We start from the raw sequence: 15,522 nt of genomic DNA on the forward strand, positions 1-15,522 counted from the left end.
GCGAGCTCAGCAATAAGCCGCGTATCGTAACTTAACGTTCCGTGCAGGGATGTCGAGGAGTTGTGAGGGCGGCATGACGGCGCCGCTCATGGTCACGTTGCGCGCAAAAGTGACCTGGGAGGGCAGTCGGGTGCCCGCACTCATGATCTTCAAAGCGGTAGCACATGAGCATATCGAGTGTGATTTGAATCGCATATCCATTGGCACCTGGAATAGCGCCTGTGCCGGCCCTCACAAAATCCCGCCGATGGCATGCGAACAACCGCGTCGTGGCTCAACCGATGCATTCGCAATCGGAAGGTGCATCAGGCCGGAAACAAAGCCCCGGAATCTATCGCCGGTACGTGAAGAACGAATCGTTCGAATGTCATGAGGGCTCCCGTCTTTAACGCATTCTTGAAGAGGCAAGGGGTTATGTGGGCCGACACGAGGGTATGGAAGATCAGTGACGTCGGTTTACCCGAAGACGCCTCCCATGCGCTGCATTCCATGCTGAAAATACTGCATGGGAAATCTGCGGCGTTATGGCAACTGAGTCGGTCGGCTGATGCCGACGTATTATTCGTCGGCGTCGACGCCGGTGCGCGCGCGCTGGATGTCGCGCGCAGCGCCGGCAAGATCACAGTCGCGGTCACTGAAGGTCGGCCCACCACGGATGGTTGCAGCTTTGTGCTGCAACGTCCTTTCCGGGTGATCCAACTGCTGGATCTGTTAGATAGCATCGCCGAGCACCTGCGCAAGCATCCGTTGACCAGGACCTTGGTTGGGCAACCATGGGTTTCGTCGCTTTCCTTGCGCGAGGCATTGACACAGCCCTGGAATGGATGGCGGGTTGCCTCGACCGACGATGGGGGCTCGTTGTGGCTGGGCGAGGGCAGGGCCATGGCCGAAGCGCAGGTCATGCAGCGCCTGCGTCAAGCCCCGATCGAATTGGGGCGGTTCATGCCGTCCGAGCGGCCACCTCCCGAGACCGCTTGCAGCATCAGCTTGCCTGACCTGGGCTGGTACATCGGCATGCACACCAGCGGGCAACTGGCGCCGTGGCTAGACGAGCGCCAGCGCTACAGCCTGCAACGCTGGCCCGACCTGGGCCGAGTGGGCGCGACGGCGATGATCCTGGAACTGTGTGCCGAAGCATCCGCGCGCCCATCTGCTCATGCCGAACTAATACAACGCACCGACTGCGATGCGGTCCAGGCATCGCGATTTTTGACAGCGGCTTCATTGGCAGGCTGGCTGCAATCGGCCCCTCCACGACGCGCCGTGCGTATGACGGATGCGCCCAGGCACGGTGGTTGGATGCGGTTGGTGAGCCAATTGCGTAAGCGTCTGGCATGAACGATTTCGCTTTTGGAGAGTTCAAACTGGTATTCACTGGACCGATGGGCGCTGGCAAGACCACGGCGATCGCGGCCATCAGTGAAGTGCCTCCGGTCAGGACCGAAGTTGAAAATACCGATCGGCAAGCCCACGCCAAAGAGACCACCACCGTGGGGCTCGACCTTGGTCGGATCACGCTGCCCGATGGGCACGTCGTGCATCTCTACGGCACGCCCGGACAAAGCCGCTTTCGTCTCATGTGGCAGATCATCAGTCGAGGAGCTGCCGGAGTAATCGTGCTGCTCGACGCCAGCCATCCTGAAGTAGTTGCTCAGGCCCGCCAATACATCGACGCGTTTCGCGCATGGGTGCCAGCCGGCGCCATCGTGGTTGGGCTGGGGCGTACCGATCTGCCAGGGGCGATCGATAGCGATGACCTGATCGCGCGGCTGGACTACGAAGGTTGGCGACCGCCGGTTTTTTCCGTCGACGTGCGCAGGTCCGGCGACGTCTTGCTGCTGGTGCGCGCGTTGGCCTGCATCCTTCAATTCCAGTCGGAAAGCGAGTCGGCATGAGTGAGCGTTGGGGAAGCAGGGTGCTACAGGAACTGGCAAGAAAACAGCTCGCCATACTGGGCGGCATGACTGGTGTGCAATCGGCGGTGCTATTTTCCGCCGATGGATTCGAAGTTGCCTCGCACGCCGTCTCCGCCGAGGCAGCCGGTCGCCTGGCCGCGATCGGTAGCTCCTTGTCATCGCTGGGTTCGGCCATTTCGGCCGAAGCTGGCCTTCGCGTCGCCGAGCGCACCATTGTTGAAAGCGCCAACGGTACGGTAATGATCATGCAGGTGCCCGCCACGCCAGCCATGTCGTTGGCCGTGGTGGCAGATCGCAGCGCCTTGCTGGGTCGCCTGCTATGGGCTTCGAAACACTGTTGCCAGGTGCTGGCCGATGCCATGGGCACCTGATGCACGCCGTGCGTCCGGGACAACGCCGGCGATCTTTTTTGTCCCATCGCCTCGAGGAACAGAATCATGCCGAACCTGACCGATACGCTGAATAAACTGCTCGAACCGGATGGCGCGATGTGCGCGGCGCTCGTCGATTCCGGCAGTGGCATGCTGCTAGCCAAGGTTGGCAGCGGGCTGGATCTGGATCTGGCGGCGGCAGGTAATACCGAGGTGATGCGAGCCAAGATGAAGACCATGAAGTCGCTCGGTTTGAACGACAGCATTGAGGATATCCTGATCACGCTGGGCAAGCAGTACCACATCATCCGTCCAGTCGCGAACAAGGAAGGCCTGTTCCTGTATTTGGTGCTTGACCGCGCGCGCAGCAATCTTGCCTTGGCCCGTCGTGCTGCGCAGGATGTGGAAAAGGGCATCCAGCTTTAATCCGGGTCGCAGCCGGTCAGGGAAGGCCAGAGCAACGATTGCCCGGCACGAAGGCGAGGCGGTTCGAAGTGACGTCGTTTCGCCTCGCGATTCGTTTCGTGCCGCCGGAACGGATCATGTGTCTTAAGCGGGCCTGGAATGGCTTGGCGCCATCGCGCATGGGGCGTGCTCGCGTACGATATGCATGGAGGCAAGGATCTGGATTATGCTGATTTCAATTTCCAGGACAGGCACACCATGTCACGAGCCGAACAGCATCACCGTATTGATTATCTGGAGTTCGCTGTTCGCTCCATTCCCGCATCCAGGCAATTCTTTGGCGATGCGTTTGGCTGGACATTCAACGATTACGGTCCCGATTACTGTGAGTTCCGCGATGGACGCCTGACAGGTGGTTTTTTCCACGGCGAGCCGAGCCCTGGCGGTGCTCTGGTCGTAATCTATTCGCGTTCGCTGGAGCAGACCCAGGCGGCCATCGAGGCATCGGGCGGGCGAATGACCCGGTCAATCTTTGTTTTCCCCGGTGGTCGGCGTTTTCATTTTGTCGATCCGGACGGTTACGCATGGGCTGTCTGGACTGAAGCCTGAAGCTGTCAGCGGTTGGTAGCGTCGTGCTCGCCGAGCAGTTGTTCCATGCTGGGCTGGCCCAGATAGCGGGCCAGGTCCTGCGGCGTCAGGCCGTCATCCGTCTTGGCGTTTATATCGGCGCCGCGCTCCAGCAGCCAACGCACTGCCGGGGCATGTCCCTGTTCAACGGCATTATGCAAGGGGGTGTAATTGTGTTCGCCCTTGCAGTTGATATCGGCATCGTTCGATAGCAACACCTCCATTTCCTTGATCGCTCCACGCGTGGCCGCGATGTTGAAAGGGCAATCATTGAACAGGCTTTTTTGATGCACATCGACCAGCCGTATCCCGCTGTACTCGGGTAGTGTCTGGTAGTCCGCCAGAATCTCGAACAAGGTCATTGGATCGGTTCCACAAAGGGTGGACAGGGTGGCCGAGATGGCCCAGCCAATAGGGCATTGTATGCCCGCCGCATGGTTGCGTTCGAAGGCCCGGCGCAAGATCGCCGTGCGCCTTTATGGCGGCGGTCTGCGCGGTCCGCGTCACGGAATGAGGCAGGCACAATGCGGGATCGTCACGCCGCAGCGCGCGTGGCGCTTTCCACTCTATATCCTCTTCCTTGCGAGCCTATCGCCGGGAACCCATGGTGCCGAGCTGGCGTCGATGTGTGTAGCCCTGGAGAAGAAGATCTTCACTTATTTTGCTGAAAGACCGGAAAACAGTAGCAGTTTGTGTTGGCCCAATTTCCGTCGAACACGACTTTACCGGGCCACCTTATCCCCTCGTGTTGCCTGGAGAGAAGGTGCTGGCTGAAAGCGAAGCTTGAAGGTCGGCGGCGACATGCCGCCATGCATCAATGCTTCTTATCGTCCTTGTGTTCTTGACGCGGAGACGGATGTTCCTCGTGGTGTTGCTGAGGCGGTGGCGCCTGATGCTGCTCAGGAGCAGGGCGCGGCGCAGCCTGCGGATGAAATGCCGGCGACGCATGCTGTTCCATATGTTGCATCGGCTGCTGGTGCGGTTGCATGGGCTCGGGACGCGGAGCTTGTTGTGGGCGCGTTGCGGCTTCCTGGTGTTGCATGTGCGGCGGCATGCCTTCGTGTGAGACAGGCATCGCGTGGCCTGGCTGCGCCGATGGTGCATGCACGGGCTGGAGGTGCGGTTGCATATGCGCCGCCGCTTGCGGTGGCTGGTGTGGCTGCATGGGCTGCGGGTGTAACGGCTGCATGGGGTTGCCCCCAACGTGCGCAGTGGCCTGTTGCGGCAGGGGTGCTTCGTGTGTCGGGTGTAACGCAGCGCCGGGCATCCGATGCGCGTCGGCCGCTGCGGACATGCCATGCGCTTGCGGTCCATGCGGTTGCGTTGTTTCACCGGGGCGATGGCCTTGGGCGAAGTTCGGTATCGTCATATGCTGTGGTTGGCCCTGAGCTTGAGGGTGCTGTGCTCCCGGTGGCTGCGCCATGTTGTGGCCGTCGAACGCATGATGCCCCTGTGCGTTCGCCATCGCGGGATTGGGTGCCCCGGGGGGAGCGAAACCAGGCACACCTGGGCCGCCAGGACGATGTTCATCCACGCGCACGTTGTTGTTGACCGTGCGGTTATTGCTATTGACGTTGGTGATGTTGTTGGTCGTGTAATGGTTGATCACGGTCGTCGAGCGCGATACGTAGTTGTGGTTGTTGTAGACCACCGCCGGACGATGCCAGCCGCCGCCGTTGTCGGGTCGACCGCCGCCCCAGTGCATGCCCCAGGAGTGCCAGCCACCATCGTCGCGGTGATAGTGATCATGCATGCTGCCAATGAGGACGCCGACGCCGAACGTCACCGCACCCACCGCAAGGAGATCGGTGCCGCTGTATGCGGGGCGCGCGTAGGTGTAGCCGGGGTAGTAGGCCACATCGCCGCCGTATACGGTTTGCGGGTCATAGGTGGGGACGTAAACCGTATCTTCTTGTGCTGGTTCGATTTCGATGACCTGAGCCGGTGCCGGTACTACGGCAGGGCCGTTGTATACCGGTTCGCCACCGTCATCGGCATAGACCGCCGTGTCTTGTGGCGGTGGAGGTGTCGCGGCGCGCGTGGTCACCTGCTGGCGCTGGGAGCTGCGCAGATTGCCATGGGCGGATGCGCGCTGGCGCATTACCTGGATGGCATTGAGTACATCGGTCGGATCGTTCGCGTAGGCTTGGCCCAATGCCGTGGTCCACTGGATATTCTGCGCCATCTGATCCAGCGTCGATGGAAACTGGGTCAGCCCTTTGACGCTGGCATCCCACGGTTGCGGATCCACCGCAGCCTGTAGCAAGGTGCCTTGCAACTTGGGATTCTGCGCCATCAACTGGTCCGCCGCGGTGATTTGATCCGGATAGGTCGAGCCGGCGAGTACTTGAGCCACCAGCTTGTCCGGGAATAAAGCAATGGGGGCAACCAGTTGATACAGCTCATCCGCGCTTGGTGGCGTATAGGCAGCAGTGGCCTGCGAGACCGCGTTCGATGCTGCATTAGCAGGAGCTGGCGCGCCGCTGGATGCCGCTGCGGGAGGGGATGACGCATCCGGTTGTTGCTGATTGCAGCCGGCAAGCACGAGCGTGCAGGCACAGAAGCTCGCTCCAATAACCGCACTGAGTAAACGTTGCCTGTTCAAGACATTTCTCCTGGAAGAAACCCCGGGACGGCGTCGCGCCGGCCACGATCGTTATGCGTGAGCTATGAGAGCTTACGTTAGGCTGACGAGACTGAGAGATCATCCTGTCCCCTGCGTGTCGCTCGGTAGTGCGCCTTAAGTGATAGCTGGCAGTCGTATAATCGTGGCTAAACAAAACCCTGGTATGGCAAGACTCACATGGCTGGCAGTCAGGCTGAGCTGCCGGCACGCATCGTAGGCCGGCCATGTGTCTTCGTACGACAACGCCTGGTTAGCGCGATTTTCTGTTTGCGCGCTCGTTCGTCGTGGTAGAGAGGCGAGCTTCGGCGTTGCGCACGAACTGCCATGGAATGCGACGCAAAAAAATGCGCACGTTCTTGCGAAGAGGCAGGCCTTGAAGTGATGCGAGGGATTTGTAGATAGTAATGGTCTGAAGTGCCGTCGCCTGTACCTCCATGCTCATCCCCATGACTCATCGTCCAGATATGGGCTGAGCGGCGACCAAAAAGGAACAGCCAGGCATTGAGCCTGGCTGTTGGGGAGATATCGACGGGCAGTATCAGGGCTGCTTGCGATCTTCCTTGCGGATTTCGTCGGCAGTCTTGCCCACTTCCTTCTGGACCTTGCCAGCGTTCTTTTCCAGGTTGCCGGCCACTTCCTTGGAGTGGTTGCCAGTGACTTTGCCAATGGCTTCTTTGACGGCGCCCTTGGCTTGATGCTTGGCGCCCTCGGTGCGGTTCTTGTCCATGATGATGCCTCGTATCGTGTGGGGAATCGGCCGCTGCTGCGGCACAACCGTTTTAGGGCGCGCTTCGCATCTTCTTCGTGAAATAACCCCGTGGGTGTTTTGACCCTGGTCAGCAATGTGTGCGTAACGAGATCCAGGCGTCTTGGAGCCGTCAGTGCAGCGTGCCTATTCAGGCAGGTCAAAGCATTGCGCTCAAGAGGCTTCCGACCAGTGATATCTCATGCCATGACTTTGCACGCGCTCAGACACGATCGGGATCGCTATGCGGTCGCCTGATATTTTATGAAGCAATCCTTTTTATTTAGCCGGTCGTGGATTTCTTGAGCCACCGAGATAATCCATTCGGCCGGATGTGATGGAAATGTGCACAATTGGCGCCGGATGTCCGTGGGATGCCGATTCTCTATGGCGTGATCCATAACACATAACCCTCGCGGGCCCGCTGCTGGAATAAGGTATGCTGCTCGCGTCGCCTTGGGGCGTATCGATTTCCACGCCTGCGACTACAAGCAGTCGGCAGGTGTCTCGCGTCAGGCTTTTTGAGCGCAGAGGTGGGGGATGCAAGGAGCAATTCGGGGAGCATGGTTGCAGCAGGGCCTGGTGGCCTTGGGATATGCAGCCGCGTACGGGTTATTGCAGAAAGTGTCGTTTGCCCATTGGGTCCTCTTCGCGGGATTCAGGCTGATGGCATTGATATTTGTTCCACGCCGTTATTGGGCGGCCATGGCTATCGGTGAATTGGGCCCGGTAGGTTATGTCGTAATCAAATGCCTGGACCAGTTTGGCTGGGCCTGGGCTGTGCTCATGATGGTTCCCTCCCCGATCGTGCTGGCCATGCCCATCACCCATTGGTGTCAGGGAACCTTGCGCATGTTCCCGCCACGCGGCGATGTGCGCATCGGGGTGCTGTTGCTGAACATGTTGCTGGCGGCCATCGCATGGACGGGTATCAATCTACTCTGCTTACTCGTGATGCGAGTACAACCGGGTTATAACCTCGACTACCTCACCGTGACTGCGCGCTGGTTCGTTGGCTATTTCCTCGGCGCGCTGACCGTCGTGCCTCTGGCCGTGTTGCTTCGTCAGGCCTGGCGCTCTTCGGTGGCGGGCGAGCGTTGGCGGCGCGTATGGGACAGTCGCCTGTTCCTGGAGACGACCTTCCTGCTGGTGCCGACATTGTGCTTCCTGCTTTGGGTGTCCTCGCACGCCGATTCGGAAAGTGCCCGCCAGGCGGCCAGGATGGCGATGTTCCTGCCAGTGGTTTTCCTGGCGCTTCGTTACGGATGGCAAGGCGCGGCCCTGGGTGGCGCGCTGGCCAGTGTGGCCGAAGTCATGACCATGCCCGCCCACAACGACCCGGCTGCCGTGCAGGCCGAGGTCTTCATGGCTTTTGCCATCACCACCATGCTGATGCTGGGCTCGCGCATTTCGGTGCTCAACCATCGAGACGATCAGGAAAAAGCCAACATCCAGGATGCCTTGGCCCTGGCGCGCAAGAACATCGCCATCGGTGAAACGCGCCTGCGTGTGGCCTCGGAATTCCTCGAGCAGATCCGCGAATCGATTCGTGTGGGATACGACAACCTGCTCACGCAGTTGCGCCACGTACCCAGCGTCGACGGTCGAGGTTATGCGCGCCAGGCGGCCTTGGCCCAGGATCAATTGTTCCGTTTGTCCGATGGCTTGTATCCCAGTGGTTGGCGTGACATGCAGTTGCTGCCAACCCTGCGTCAAGGACCCTTCGCTCGCGCGCTTTCAGAGGGCGGCGTCAGTTATTGGTGCGATGCCCATGGCGACTTCTCGCGCCTTTCCAAGGGCCTGCATCTGGCAATCTATCGACTGGTGGGAGAGTGCGTGGCCCAGGTCTGTGCGCAAGTGCCGCCCACCCATGTACGGGTTCGTTTGCGAGTGAGCTATTTCTGCAATCGCCCCATGGTCGGTGTGCGGGTGCACGCTTGGACGGAGCTGGATCGCGTATTTGCGGTACAGCTCAGCGACGTGCGGCTTCGTCTGGCTGGCATGGGGCTCGATTGGGAGGCGGCGACAGATCGCGTAAAGACCTATCAAGGGCGCCTGCGGTGCTCGCATGGCTCCCGTGGCCATCATGTCATCAGCGCCGTTCTCAGGGACCCGGCGCTTCGACAGGAGCCGTCCGGTGAGCGCCAGGTAGGCGCGGTCACCGGCTTTGGCTATTAGGCAAAGTTACTGGGCGTGCGTGGTGCAATCGACCGGATCACACGCGCTGGCAGCCTGGAGCAGCAAGGTACCGTTTTTTTGCGGCTGGGCGGTGATACGCACCTGATCGTCCTGGTAAATGCGCTCCCCTGAGGTGGGGCGCACCGTGGTCGGGTCTTGCGTGACGACCTGGGTAGCCGAGCCTACCGGCAGGGTGAGGAACTGGCCTCCAGCGGCGGCCACGGCGCCTCGGACATTGCCGGCGGCGTCATTGACCTGGATGAAGCGCACGCCGTCTTTCACAAACACATAGACGTGATAACGGGCGCTGGAGCTCTGATCCGGCGCATTGGGCCATGATTGCCCAAGGCCGGAGGACGGCGATTGCGCCAGGGCTGCCCCGGACACCAAAACTCCCAATACTGCGATATAACGCAACAGCTTGCTCATATGATCCCTCGTGGTCGGCGCTGGCATGGAACGGGCCCTAATCTAGCATCCAATCTAAAGCCAGAGACGGTACAAAAACGGGGAAGATTACGCATTTTCACAGGCTGGTCGCCGGATTCAGGATTTTTTTAATGCCTCCATCGCCGATCGTCTTCGTTTAAATCGATGCGATATGCGCCCTGGATGTTTTAATCGGGTGTTTTTTTTATCGGCAAGGATATGGCCGCGTGGATAGGGCCGCCCAACCAAGCCAGGCGCGATATATCACCTCGATCGAAGCGGGTGATCAAGAGGCCGATTCGATCTTCTTCAATAGCATGCCTCGACGATGCGTCGTAGCGGCGCCTCGTCGTGGGGAAGCCATAGCAGCGCTTTCCATCGGGCGCGCTTGGCCGCTAGCCCCGGTGCGATGGCTTCGCCCTAGTACGTGACCTTGGTCGTGGCGATATGGATGGCGTAATCGCCGAAGCGGACATGATGATCGTTCAAGCTTACATTTCCCGACGACATCAACGACGACAACGCCAGTTGCACGCTTGATAAGCAAACAGGCGGCACTCCGGAACATCGCCCATCAACGGGTTGTGCTGGCCCCGGTCTTGAACACTTGGTCGCCTGTCGCGAAGTCTCACGTCGGAGAAAGGGGGTAGATCAAGGCGTCGCCGCGGGCCGCTGGCGGTTGTGGTCAGTGACCAGGCCACATAGCCTGTGCGAGCTATTGGTCTTGCGGCAGCAAGCCCAGCAGAGTGTATGGTCCGACGGACATCAGTTCGAATGTCGCCAACCTGGCGGCCGCGATCGGGTGTGTATCGACCTTCACATGTGTTGCCGGGGCCCTGGCCTCCATCCGGGAAATCACGTCGGGTGCCCAATATGGCTCGGTGATCCCATCGAGCCCTACAAATGAGCCGTGCCCAGGTAATGAGTTGGGTCGACGGTAATCGCTTAAGAAGTGGCCGCGCCAGCCGTTGAACTCCCCAACGGACCAGTCCTCGATATCCCTGATGCCGCATGCCGACCCAACCCCCTGATCACCGCGCACTTGATGGCAGCGATGGGGAGCTGCACGAAGCCGATCAGCCCGCCGTACTGCGCTTTCCGGTAGAGCGGGTGCGGATTGCGGGCGCGTCGGCCGAAACGGCGACCGATGTTAACCTGGAGCGCGTCGAGGCGCTGAAGGTGGCGATTGCCCAAGGGCATTGGAAACTGGACATCCGCCGACTGGCCGATGTGCTGCTTCTCAAGCTGAGGTGGTGGTAACGCTGGTAGCCATTGGTCCAGCGCCCGTCAAGCGATTACGACATGCGTGAGCATGCCACTGAAAACACCTATTTCTCCTTGCCCGTGCCGAACGAATGATCTTTCGGTCGCATGTCTGTCGTCACGCGGCCGAACTCCTTTATATTCCCCAAGGTGGATGTATCGAAAACATGCCGGCCAACGGCTTGCACTGGGGGAGTGCATGAATATCGATTTTCATTATGGTTACATGTACATCGTTGCCCGGCTGGGTGGCTTGGGCCAGGCTGACGCGGCCACGATGTCGCATGCCTGCCAGTACATTGATGACTCGACGACTAACGGTATCCTGAAATTCAGTCAAGGTCAGTCGTTCGAACGATTTGCAGCGGCGCACGAGATTTTCGACTACAGCGCAAACGCCGATCAGGGCCAGGACAAGGTCGTATGGACGCCCTTTCATTTTCTGCCAGGCGGCCACGGCCAGACCATTGAAGATATGGCCGTGTGCAAAAAGGACAGCTTGATTGCGCAGCGGATGATCGAACACACACTTAAGCAATGCCATGACAAAGCCGATGATCCTGGGGAGATCAACAACGCCTTGCATCGCCTCGGCGTGGCGTTGCATGCGTACGTGGATACCTGGGCACATCACGAATTCTCAGGCTTTCCGAGTCGGAGAAATGACGTCAGCCACCTGGAGAGTGACGATTTCGATCACGACGCATGGTGGCAGCGATTGAAGGATGCGCTGGCCTCATCTGGCGTGGGCATCTTTTCCCGGCTCGGACACGGTGCAGCGTTGCATTTTCCTGATTGGCCTTGGGCTCGCTGGCACTATGTCGATGGCAATGGCAAAACCGTCCATCGTGATAATCTGCCGGAGTTCGTTGAGGCTGCGAACTCGGCGTGCAAGGTTGTGCAGGCGTTCGTGCACGGTTCCAGTCAACCCTCGGGGCAGTCTGGATTGACCGAAGATGCCAAAGCGGTATTGCGCCAGTTGATGGAAACCAATCGCGACGAAAACGAAGCCGAGCGCCTGGATGTCGTCATGCGATCCGTTGCTGCCGGGCACATCCCGGGCCTTCCGGCCGAACAGATGCCGAGCTACGTCGCCAAAGGGCATGGCTCGTGGAAGCACATCGCTACCGGTATCGATCAGGTCGATGACGGTGGCACGCTGCCGTCATGGTCACCAGCGTTCGAGGCATCCGATTACCGCAAGTTTCATGACGCGGTCAAAGAGCATCGCTTTTATGTCATCGGTACGCTGTTGCCAAGGCATGGTATTCGCCTTGTGTAGGGATACCCGACGATCGTGCATGGGGCCTTATCCACACAGCGACACTGTAGCCAGCTTGAGGCGCCAAGGATCCAGAACAGGCGGGACCTTTCGTCCGTTAGAGCAGCTCTCAGGAGGGCCGCTCTACCGGATGAGTGCTGGGCAGGGTTTTGCTCGATACTTACCAGGGCAAGGTCTTACCGAGATATGTAAAGCTCCCGGTGGGGCCGTCGGCATCGATCAGCGCCATGCCAACGCTGCTCTTGGCGCCCGTCGGGATGTCGATCTCCCCATGACCACCGTTCATTTCTGTCTTCACATAGCCGGGATGAATGGCATTGACCTTGATCGGCGTATCACGCAGCTCATAAGCCAGATGAATAGTCCATGCATTCAAGGCGCTCTTTGATGCGTTGTAGGCGGGAATCTTGAAATTGTAGATCGCCGAAGCCGGGTCGACATGCAAGCCGAAAGAACCCAGTTGGCTGGAAACATTCACGATGCGTGCGGCGGGTGCTTTTCGCAGCAACGGCAAGAAAGCGTTGGTGACTTCGACAACAGCGAACAGATTGGTGTCAAACGTCTCGCGCCAAGCTTTGAGGCTTTGCTGAGAGGGGGGCTTACTCGGGTCCTCGACCATGATGCCGGCGTTGTTCACCAGGATATCGAGCTTGCCGAATCGTGATTGCACCTCGGCGACTGCATGCTCGATGCTGTCCGGGCGGGTGACGTCCAGGACGATCGGTTCAACGGTCAGGCCCTCAGCTTTGAGCGAATCTGCGGCGGCCTTGGTTCGTGTGGCATCGCGCCCGGCCAGGAGCGTCACTATGTTTGCCTGCGCCAGCTGGCGCACCGTTTCTAGGCCAATGCCACGGGTAGCGCCCGTGACGAGGGCGATTTTCTGATCTGTAGACATGGATGGTCCTTTGAGGGGTAAGGAAGGGCACAACCATCAACAGATGGGGTCGTATTGCACAGTTCAACCCCCCAGCCGTACCTCCGCACTCGTGGGAGCGAATTCATTCGCGAAACCATCTGCGACCCAGTCGCAGATGGGGGCTTTAAAAACTTCCAAGCTGCAATCTCGTCGCGTCTTGCATCGCGACTGACGTCGCTCAAACAGAAGAGGCGGCAATCTCGATGCCATGCAGCTTACTCCCAGTCAGCTCTCTCGTTTTGCCCGCCTTGGCTTCTTCGGGGCGGTGGGAGCCTTCACCAGAAATTGCTCAAGGCTTACCCCGCGTTGCTTGAGCGCCTCGACAACCCAACGCGGTTTGCGTCCCACGCCAGACCAGGTTTGCAAGGGATCAGACGGATTGCGGTATTTGGCAGGCAGAGCCGGCCGGCTGGTCGGCGCGCGTTCGTCGTGCCTGGAAAAGAGCTCCTCAAGCGTCACGTGGTATTGCGTCAGTATGGCCTGAATTTTGCGTCGAGCATCACTCAGGCGATCTTTCTTTGTCGAGCTTATCTGAGCTTGCGCGCGCTCGATAAGGTCTTGTAGCTGATCGTACGACAGTGAGTGCAAATCAATAGCCATGCTTGATTCCTTGGTGTGGCGATGGGCGTGGGCGAATGTTGAAACATGGATTGACATACACCGAGGCGCTTGTTCCCACCTTGGTATATGTCAGAAAGTGTTTCCTCAAAGGAATAGGCTAAAACCTGATTTTTTATGAATGGATTGTTCTGGCTATTTTTAATCGCGAGGATGTGTATAAGCTTCCTCGTCAAGAAGGCATGAATAGATAAAAAAGATGACTACGTCGCGACGTGGCCGGGACGCTGATGCGCCAAGTTATTGACCTTTTGCACGGAGATCCGGCGATAAGCACAGAGTGCAGGTGGGATAAACAGCAAGGCTTCGCTCATTTCAATGAGGGGTATTTATGCGTGCCTTTATTCAGCTGGCGCTGCTGGCTGTTACCGCTTTCCTGACTCTCATGGGTTGTAGTGCGCTGGATGGAACGGCGCGCCTGAAAGATCCGGCCATCATCAGCCCGATTCGTTCGAAAGATGACCCGGTATCCGTGGCACTCACTTCTGATCGGCGGCTTATGGTCTTCTACCCGGATGGAAAGACCTGCCCGGAAGCGCCACCGGATACTTCATCGAATATAAGCGGTTCCGTGTCGGCTGCCATCAATGCCGCCGCGACAGCCAAAGACGCAGCCAATGCCACGCTCGCGGTGACGCTGGCCGACCAGATGGCCATGGCATTGAGTCATAGCACGCCGCAATCCCAGGGCTCCATCATCATGCGAGCGGCTTTTGCGTTCGCTTGCACGTCGGCCAGAAACGGCATGATGAACGAGCAAGAGTACAACGCTTTTCTCTCCGCTGCGCTAAGTGCCGCAGTCGCACTTAGTTACGCTGAGCTCAGCCTCAACGGAGGGAAGATCGGTGGGAACGGAAGCGCCGCCAGTGATACTCTCGCCCAGGGAGCGAGTCAGGGAGGTGTCGACTTTGCTGCCGCCAAGGCCGCGCAGGCGGCCAGCAGTGCGACAAAAGAAGCCGGCACGAAGGCATCGGCGGATGCGGGCAAGGCCGCTAGCGATGCGGTCAAAGCCACGGTGGATGGTGTTGCGACACCAACGGCCAACAGTCTCGCTACAAGCGCTGGCACCGCAGCACATGATGCAGTGCTCGCAAAAACCGGAAACAGTACGAAGGCGCTGATTGCCCAATTGACGGCGCAGAATACGGTAACCTCCGGACTTGCCGGCGCGTCGCCCGCTTCGACTCCTGCGAGCAGATTCGATTTGCAAAATGCCGTAGCCCTGGCGGCGCCCTTTACGAACCTCTCCAGATCCTATTCGCAGATGAGCGATACCAGTTCGCTCGCTACCGAGGAGAAGACTGCTTTCCAAGCGATGCTTTCCCAGGATGTGGATAGCGCCTTGGCAGCGTTGAACAGCGTGTACCAGGCGTCGCCTCAATATCACGATATTGCCAGCATACGGATGCTTGTTCAGAGTCGTTATGCCCAGCTAAAGGCCAAAGACCAGGCGTCCTGGAAAAACCTCTATGCGACGATCGTCAAGCTTTATGCAACGAACGCACCGTCGGATGAATTGACGCGTATGAGCCAGTTGGCGCAATAGCGAATGGTCGTACGGCCTTGGGCGCCAGGCGCAGCATGGTCATCCAGGCATGTGCGCCTCTTGATGCGGATGACTCCCCAACGGCCGATGGCTCTACCTTAAGCCGCGACAAATATGGGGATAAGGATCAGTGATCCGCACCGAGCAAATGGCAGTCGCGCAAAAAGAGAACAGCAGGGGCCCACTGCGGGCCCACAACTGAAAAAGCCCGCCGAGGAGGCAGGCTAAATCATTGAAAATCTGGTGGCCGGGGACGGAATCGAACCGCCGACACGGGGATTTTCAAAAATCGGTCGGACGAATGAGGGGCGTTGTTGGATCTAATATCTTATTGATAGATAAGTTTTTCATCATGGAGGCGGCCTCATTTGGCCACATTGAACTACACCTGATCCCCTTTTGTCTGCGGCCATATCGCGGCCAGAAAAATTGCTACCATCCTTAGCTAGGAAACCGTGGAACTGGGGAACACCTATGGCTGTGGTCGCGCTTCTGACAAGGAAGTTGGTCGAGAGCTTGAGCTTTGAGCGACAGGTTGTCCACGATGGAAAGGGTGGTTTGATGACCATCCAAACTCCTTCATCGGTGAAGAAATGGAGT

At 58.8% G+C, this 15,522-nt stretch carries 15 protein-coding genes; 9 read left to right on the forward strand and 6 right to left on the reverse strand.

Annotation, left to right across the window (positions count from 1 at the left end):
- Positions 1-414: 414 nt before the first annotated feature.
- From VF436_RS13815 to VF436_RS13835, 5 genes are all read left to right on the forward strand, one after another.
- Positions 415-1,338, forward strand: coding sequence for a hypothetical protein (locus tag VF436_RS13815; RefSeq protein WP_330904607.1), 924 nt, complete (start codon positions 415-417; stop codon positions 1,336-1,338).
- Complete coding sequence (locus tag VF436_RS13820; RefSeq protein WP_330904608.1) at positions 1,335-1,895, forward strand: GTP-binding protein; 561 nt, start codon at positions 1,335-1,337, stop codon at positions 1,893-1,895. The genes VF436_RS13815 and VF436_RS13820 overlap by 4 nt, the downstream gene beginning before the upstream one ends.
- Positions 1,892-2,287 (forward strand): roadblock/LC7 domain-containing protein, encoded by a 396-nt coding sequence (locus tag VF436_RS13825; protein WP_330904609.1) that lies wholly within the window; start codon positions 1,892-1,894, stop codon positions 2,285-2,287. Before VF436_RS13820 ends, VF436_RS13825 begins: the two co-directional genes overlap by 4 nt.
- A gap of 66 nt (positions 2,288-2,353) precedes the next feature.
- Positions 2,354-2,713 carry a hypothetical protein gene (locus VF436_RS13830; RefSeq protein ID WP_330904610.1) on the forward strand — a complete coding sequence of 120 codons (360 nt, stop codon included), beginning with the start codon at positions 2,354-2,356 and terminating at the stop codon, positions 2,711-2,713.
- 237 nt (positions 2,714-2,950) lie between these two features.
- Positions 2,951-3,301: a VOC family protein gene (locus tag VF436_RS13835; protein ID WP_330904611.1), complete on the forward strand. Its 351-nt coding sequence runs from the start codon at positions 2,951-2,953 to the stop codon at positions 3,299-3,301.
- Positions 3,302-3,306: 5 nt separating this feature from the next.
- On the opposite strand, the gene VF436_RS13840 is transcribed toward VF436_RS13835, so the two are convergent.
- From VF436_RS13840 to VF436_RS13850, 3 genes are all read right to left on the reverse strand, one after another.
- Complete coding sequence (locus tag VF436_RS13840; protein WP_330904612.1) at positions 3,307-3,681, reverse strand: ankyrin repeat domain-containing protein; 375 nt, start codon at positions 3,679-3,681, stop codon at positions 3,307-3,309.
- A 452-nt stretch (positions 3,682-4,133) separates the two neighbouring features.
- Entirely contained in the window at positions 4,134-5,924 is a 1,791-nt protein-coding gene (locus VF436_RS13845) for a DUF3300 domain-containing protein (RefSeq protein WP_330904613.1), read from the reverse strand.
- Positions 5,925-6,483: 559 nt separating this feature from the next.
- A complete protein-coding gene (locus VF436_RS13850; protein WP_330904614.1) occupies positions 6,484-6,672 on the reverse strand; it encodes a CsbD family protein in 189 nt (62 codons plus the stop codon).
- 558 nt (positions 6,673-7,230) lie between these two features.
- Between VF436_RS13850 and VF436_RS13855 the strand changes: the two genes are divergently transcribed.
- On the forward strand, positions 7,231-8,868 hold the full coding sequence (locus VF436_RS13855; RefSeq protein ID WP_330904615.1) for an MASE1 domain-containing protein: 1,638 nt from the start codon (positions 7,231-7,233) through the stop codon (positions 8,866-8,868).
- Between the two features lie 6 nt (positions 8,869-8,874).
- Here the strand turns inward: VF436_RS13855 and VF436_RS13860 are convergent, their stop codons facing one another.
- Complete coding sequence (locus VF436_RS13860; RefSeq protein WP_330904616.1) at positions 8,875-9,297, reverse strand: hypothetical protein; 423 nt, start codon at positions 9,295-9,297, stop codon at positions 8,875-8,877.
- Between the two features lie 1,011 nt (positions 9,298-10,308).
- Between VF436_RS13860 and VF436_RS13865 the strand changes: the two genes are divergently transcribed.
- Together VF436_RS13865 and VF436_RS13870 are read left to right on the forward strand one after the other, a co-directional pair.
- Complete coding sequence (locus VF436_RS13865; protein ID WP_330904617.1) at positions 10,309-10,557, forward strand: flagellar biosynthesis anti-sigma factor FlgM; 249 nt, start codon at positions 10,309-10,311, stop codon at positions 10,555-10,557.
- Positions 10,558-10,759: 202 nt separating this feature from the next.
- Positions 10,760-11,842 carry a DUF6765 family protein gene (locus VF436_RS13870; protein ID WP_330904618.1) on the forward strand — a complete coding sequence of 361 codons (1,083 nt, stop codon included), beginning with the start codon at positions 10,760-10,762 and terminating at the stop codon, positions 11,840-11,842.
- Positions 11,843-12,002: 160 nt separating this feature from the next.
- On the opposite strand, the gene VF436_RS13875 is transcribed toward VF436_RS13870, so the two are convergent.
- Together VF436_RS13875 and VF436_RS13880 are read right to left on the reverse strand one after the other, a co-directional pair.
- The gene (locus VF436_RS13875; RefSeq protein ID WP_330904619.1) at positions 12,003-12,737 is read right to left on the reverse strand and encodes an SDR family oxidoreductase; all 735 of its coding nucleotides are present in this window, start codon (positions 12,735-12,737) and stop codon (positions 12,003-12,005) included.
- Between the two features lie 246 nt (positions 12,738-12,983).
- The gene (locus VF436_RS13880) at positions 12,984-13,358 is read right to left on the reverse strand and encodes an H-NS histone family protein (protein WP_330904620.1); all 375 of its coding nucleotides are present in this window, start codon (positions 13,356-13,358) and stop codon (positions 12,984-12,986) included.
- A gap of 349 nt (positions 13,359-13,707) precedes the next feature.
- On the opposite strand from VF436_RS13880, the gene VF436_RS13885 reads away from it, so the two are divergent.
- Positions 13,708-14,922: a hypothetical protein gene (locus tag VF436_RS13885; protein ID WP_330904621.1), complete on the forward strand. Its 1,215-nt coding sequence runs from the start codon at positions 13,708-13,710 to the stop codon at positions 14,920-14,922.
- Positions 14,923-15,522 lie beyond the last annotated feature (600 nt).

Origin of the sequence: Dyella sp., assembly GCF_036384435.1 — a bacterium.
In the GTDB taxonomy this organism is placed as follows: domain Bacteria; phylum Pseudomonadota; class Gammaproteobacteria; order Xanthomonadales; family Rhodanobacteraceae; genus GSA-30.

Coding starts and splice junctions, on each gene's coding strand:
- VF436_RS13820 (WP_330904608.1), top strand. CDS start 1,335: ATGAACGATTTCGCTTTTGGAGAGTTCAAACTGGTATTCACTGGACCG.
- VF436_RS13865 (WP_330904617.1), top strand. CDS start 10,309: ATGCCGACCCAACCCCCTGATCACCGCGCACTTGATGGCAGCGATGGG.
- VF436_RS13835 (WP_330904611.1), top strand. CDS start 2,951: ATGTCACGAGCCGAACAGCATCACCGTATTGATTATCTGGAGTTCGCT.
- VF436_RS13870 (WP_330904618.1), top strand. CDS start 10,760: ATGAATATCGATTTTCATTATGGTTACATGTACATCGTTGCCCGGCTG.
- VF436_RS13860 (WP_330904616.1), bottom strand. CDS start 9,297: ATGAGCAAGCTGTTGCGTTATATCGCAGTATTGGGAGTTTTGGTGTCC.
- VF436_RS13855 (WP_330904615.1), top strand. CDS start 7,231: ATGCAAGGAGCAATTCGGGGAGCATGGTTGCAGCAGGGCCTGGTGGCC.
- VF436_RS13885 (WP_330904621.1), top strand. CDS start 13,708: ATGCGTGCCTTTATTCAGCTGGCGCTGCTGGCTGTTACCGCTTTCCTG.
- VF436_RS13825 (WP_330904609.1), top strand. CDS start 1,892: ATGAGTGAGCGTTGGGGAAGCAGGGTGCTACAGGAACTGGCAAGAAAA.
- VF436_RS13880 (WP_330904620.1), bottom strand. CDS start 13,358: ATGGCTATTGATTTGCACTCACTGTCGTACGATCAGCTACAAGACCTT.
- VF436_RS13830 (WP_330904610.1), top strand. CDS start 2,354: ATGCCGAACCTGACCGATACGCTGAATAAACTGCTCGAACCGGATGGC.
- VF436_RS13815 (WP_330904607.1), top strand. CDS start 415: ATGTGGGCCGACACGAGGGTATGGAAGATCAGTGACGTCGGTTTACCC.
- VF436_RS13850 (WP_330904614.1), bottom strand. CDS start 6,672: ATGGACAAGAACCGCACCGAGGGCGCCAAGCATCAAGCCAAGGGCGCC.
- VF436_RS13840 (WP_330904612.1), bottom strand. CDS start 3,681: ATGACCTTGTTCGAGATTCTGGCGGACTACCAGACACTACCCGAGTAC.
- VF436_RS13875 (WP_330904619.1), bottom strand. CDS start 12,737: ATGTCTACAGATCAGAAAATCGCCCTCGTCACGGGCGCTACCCGTGGC.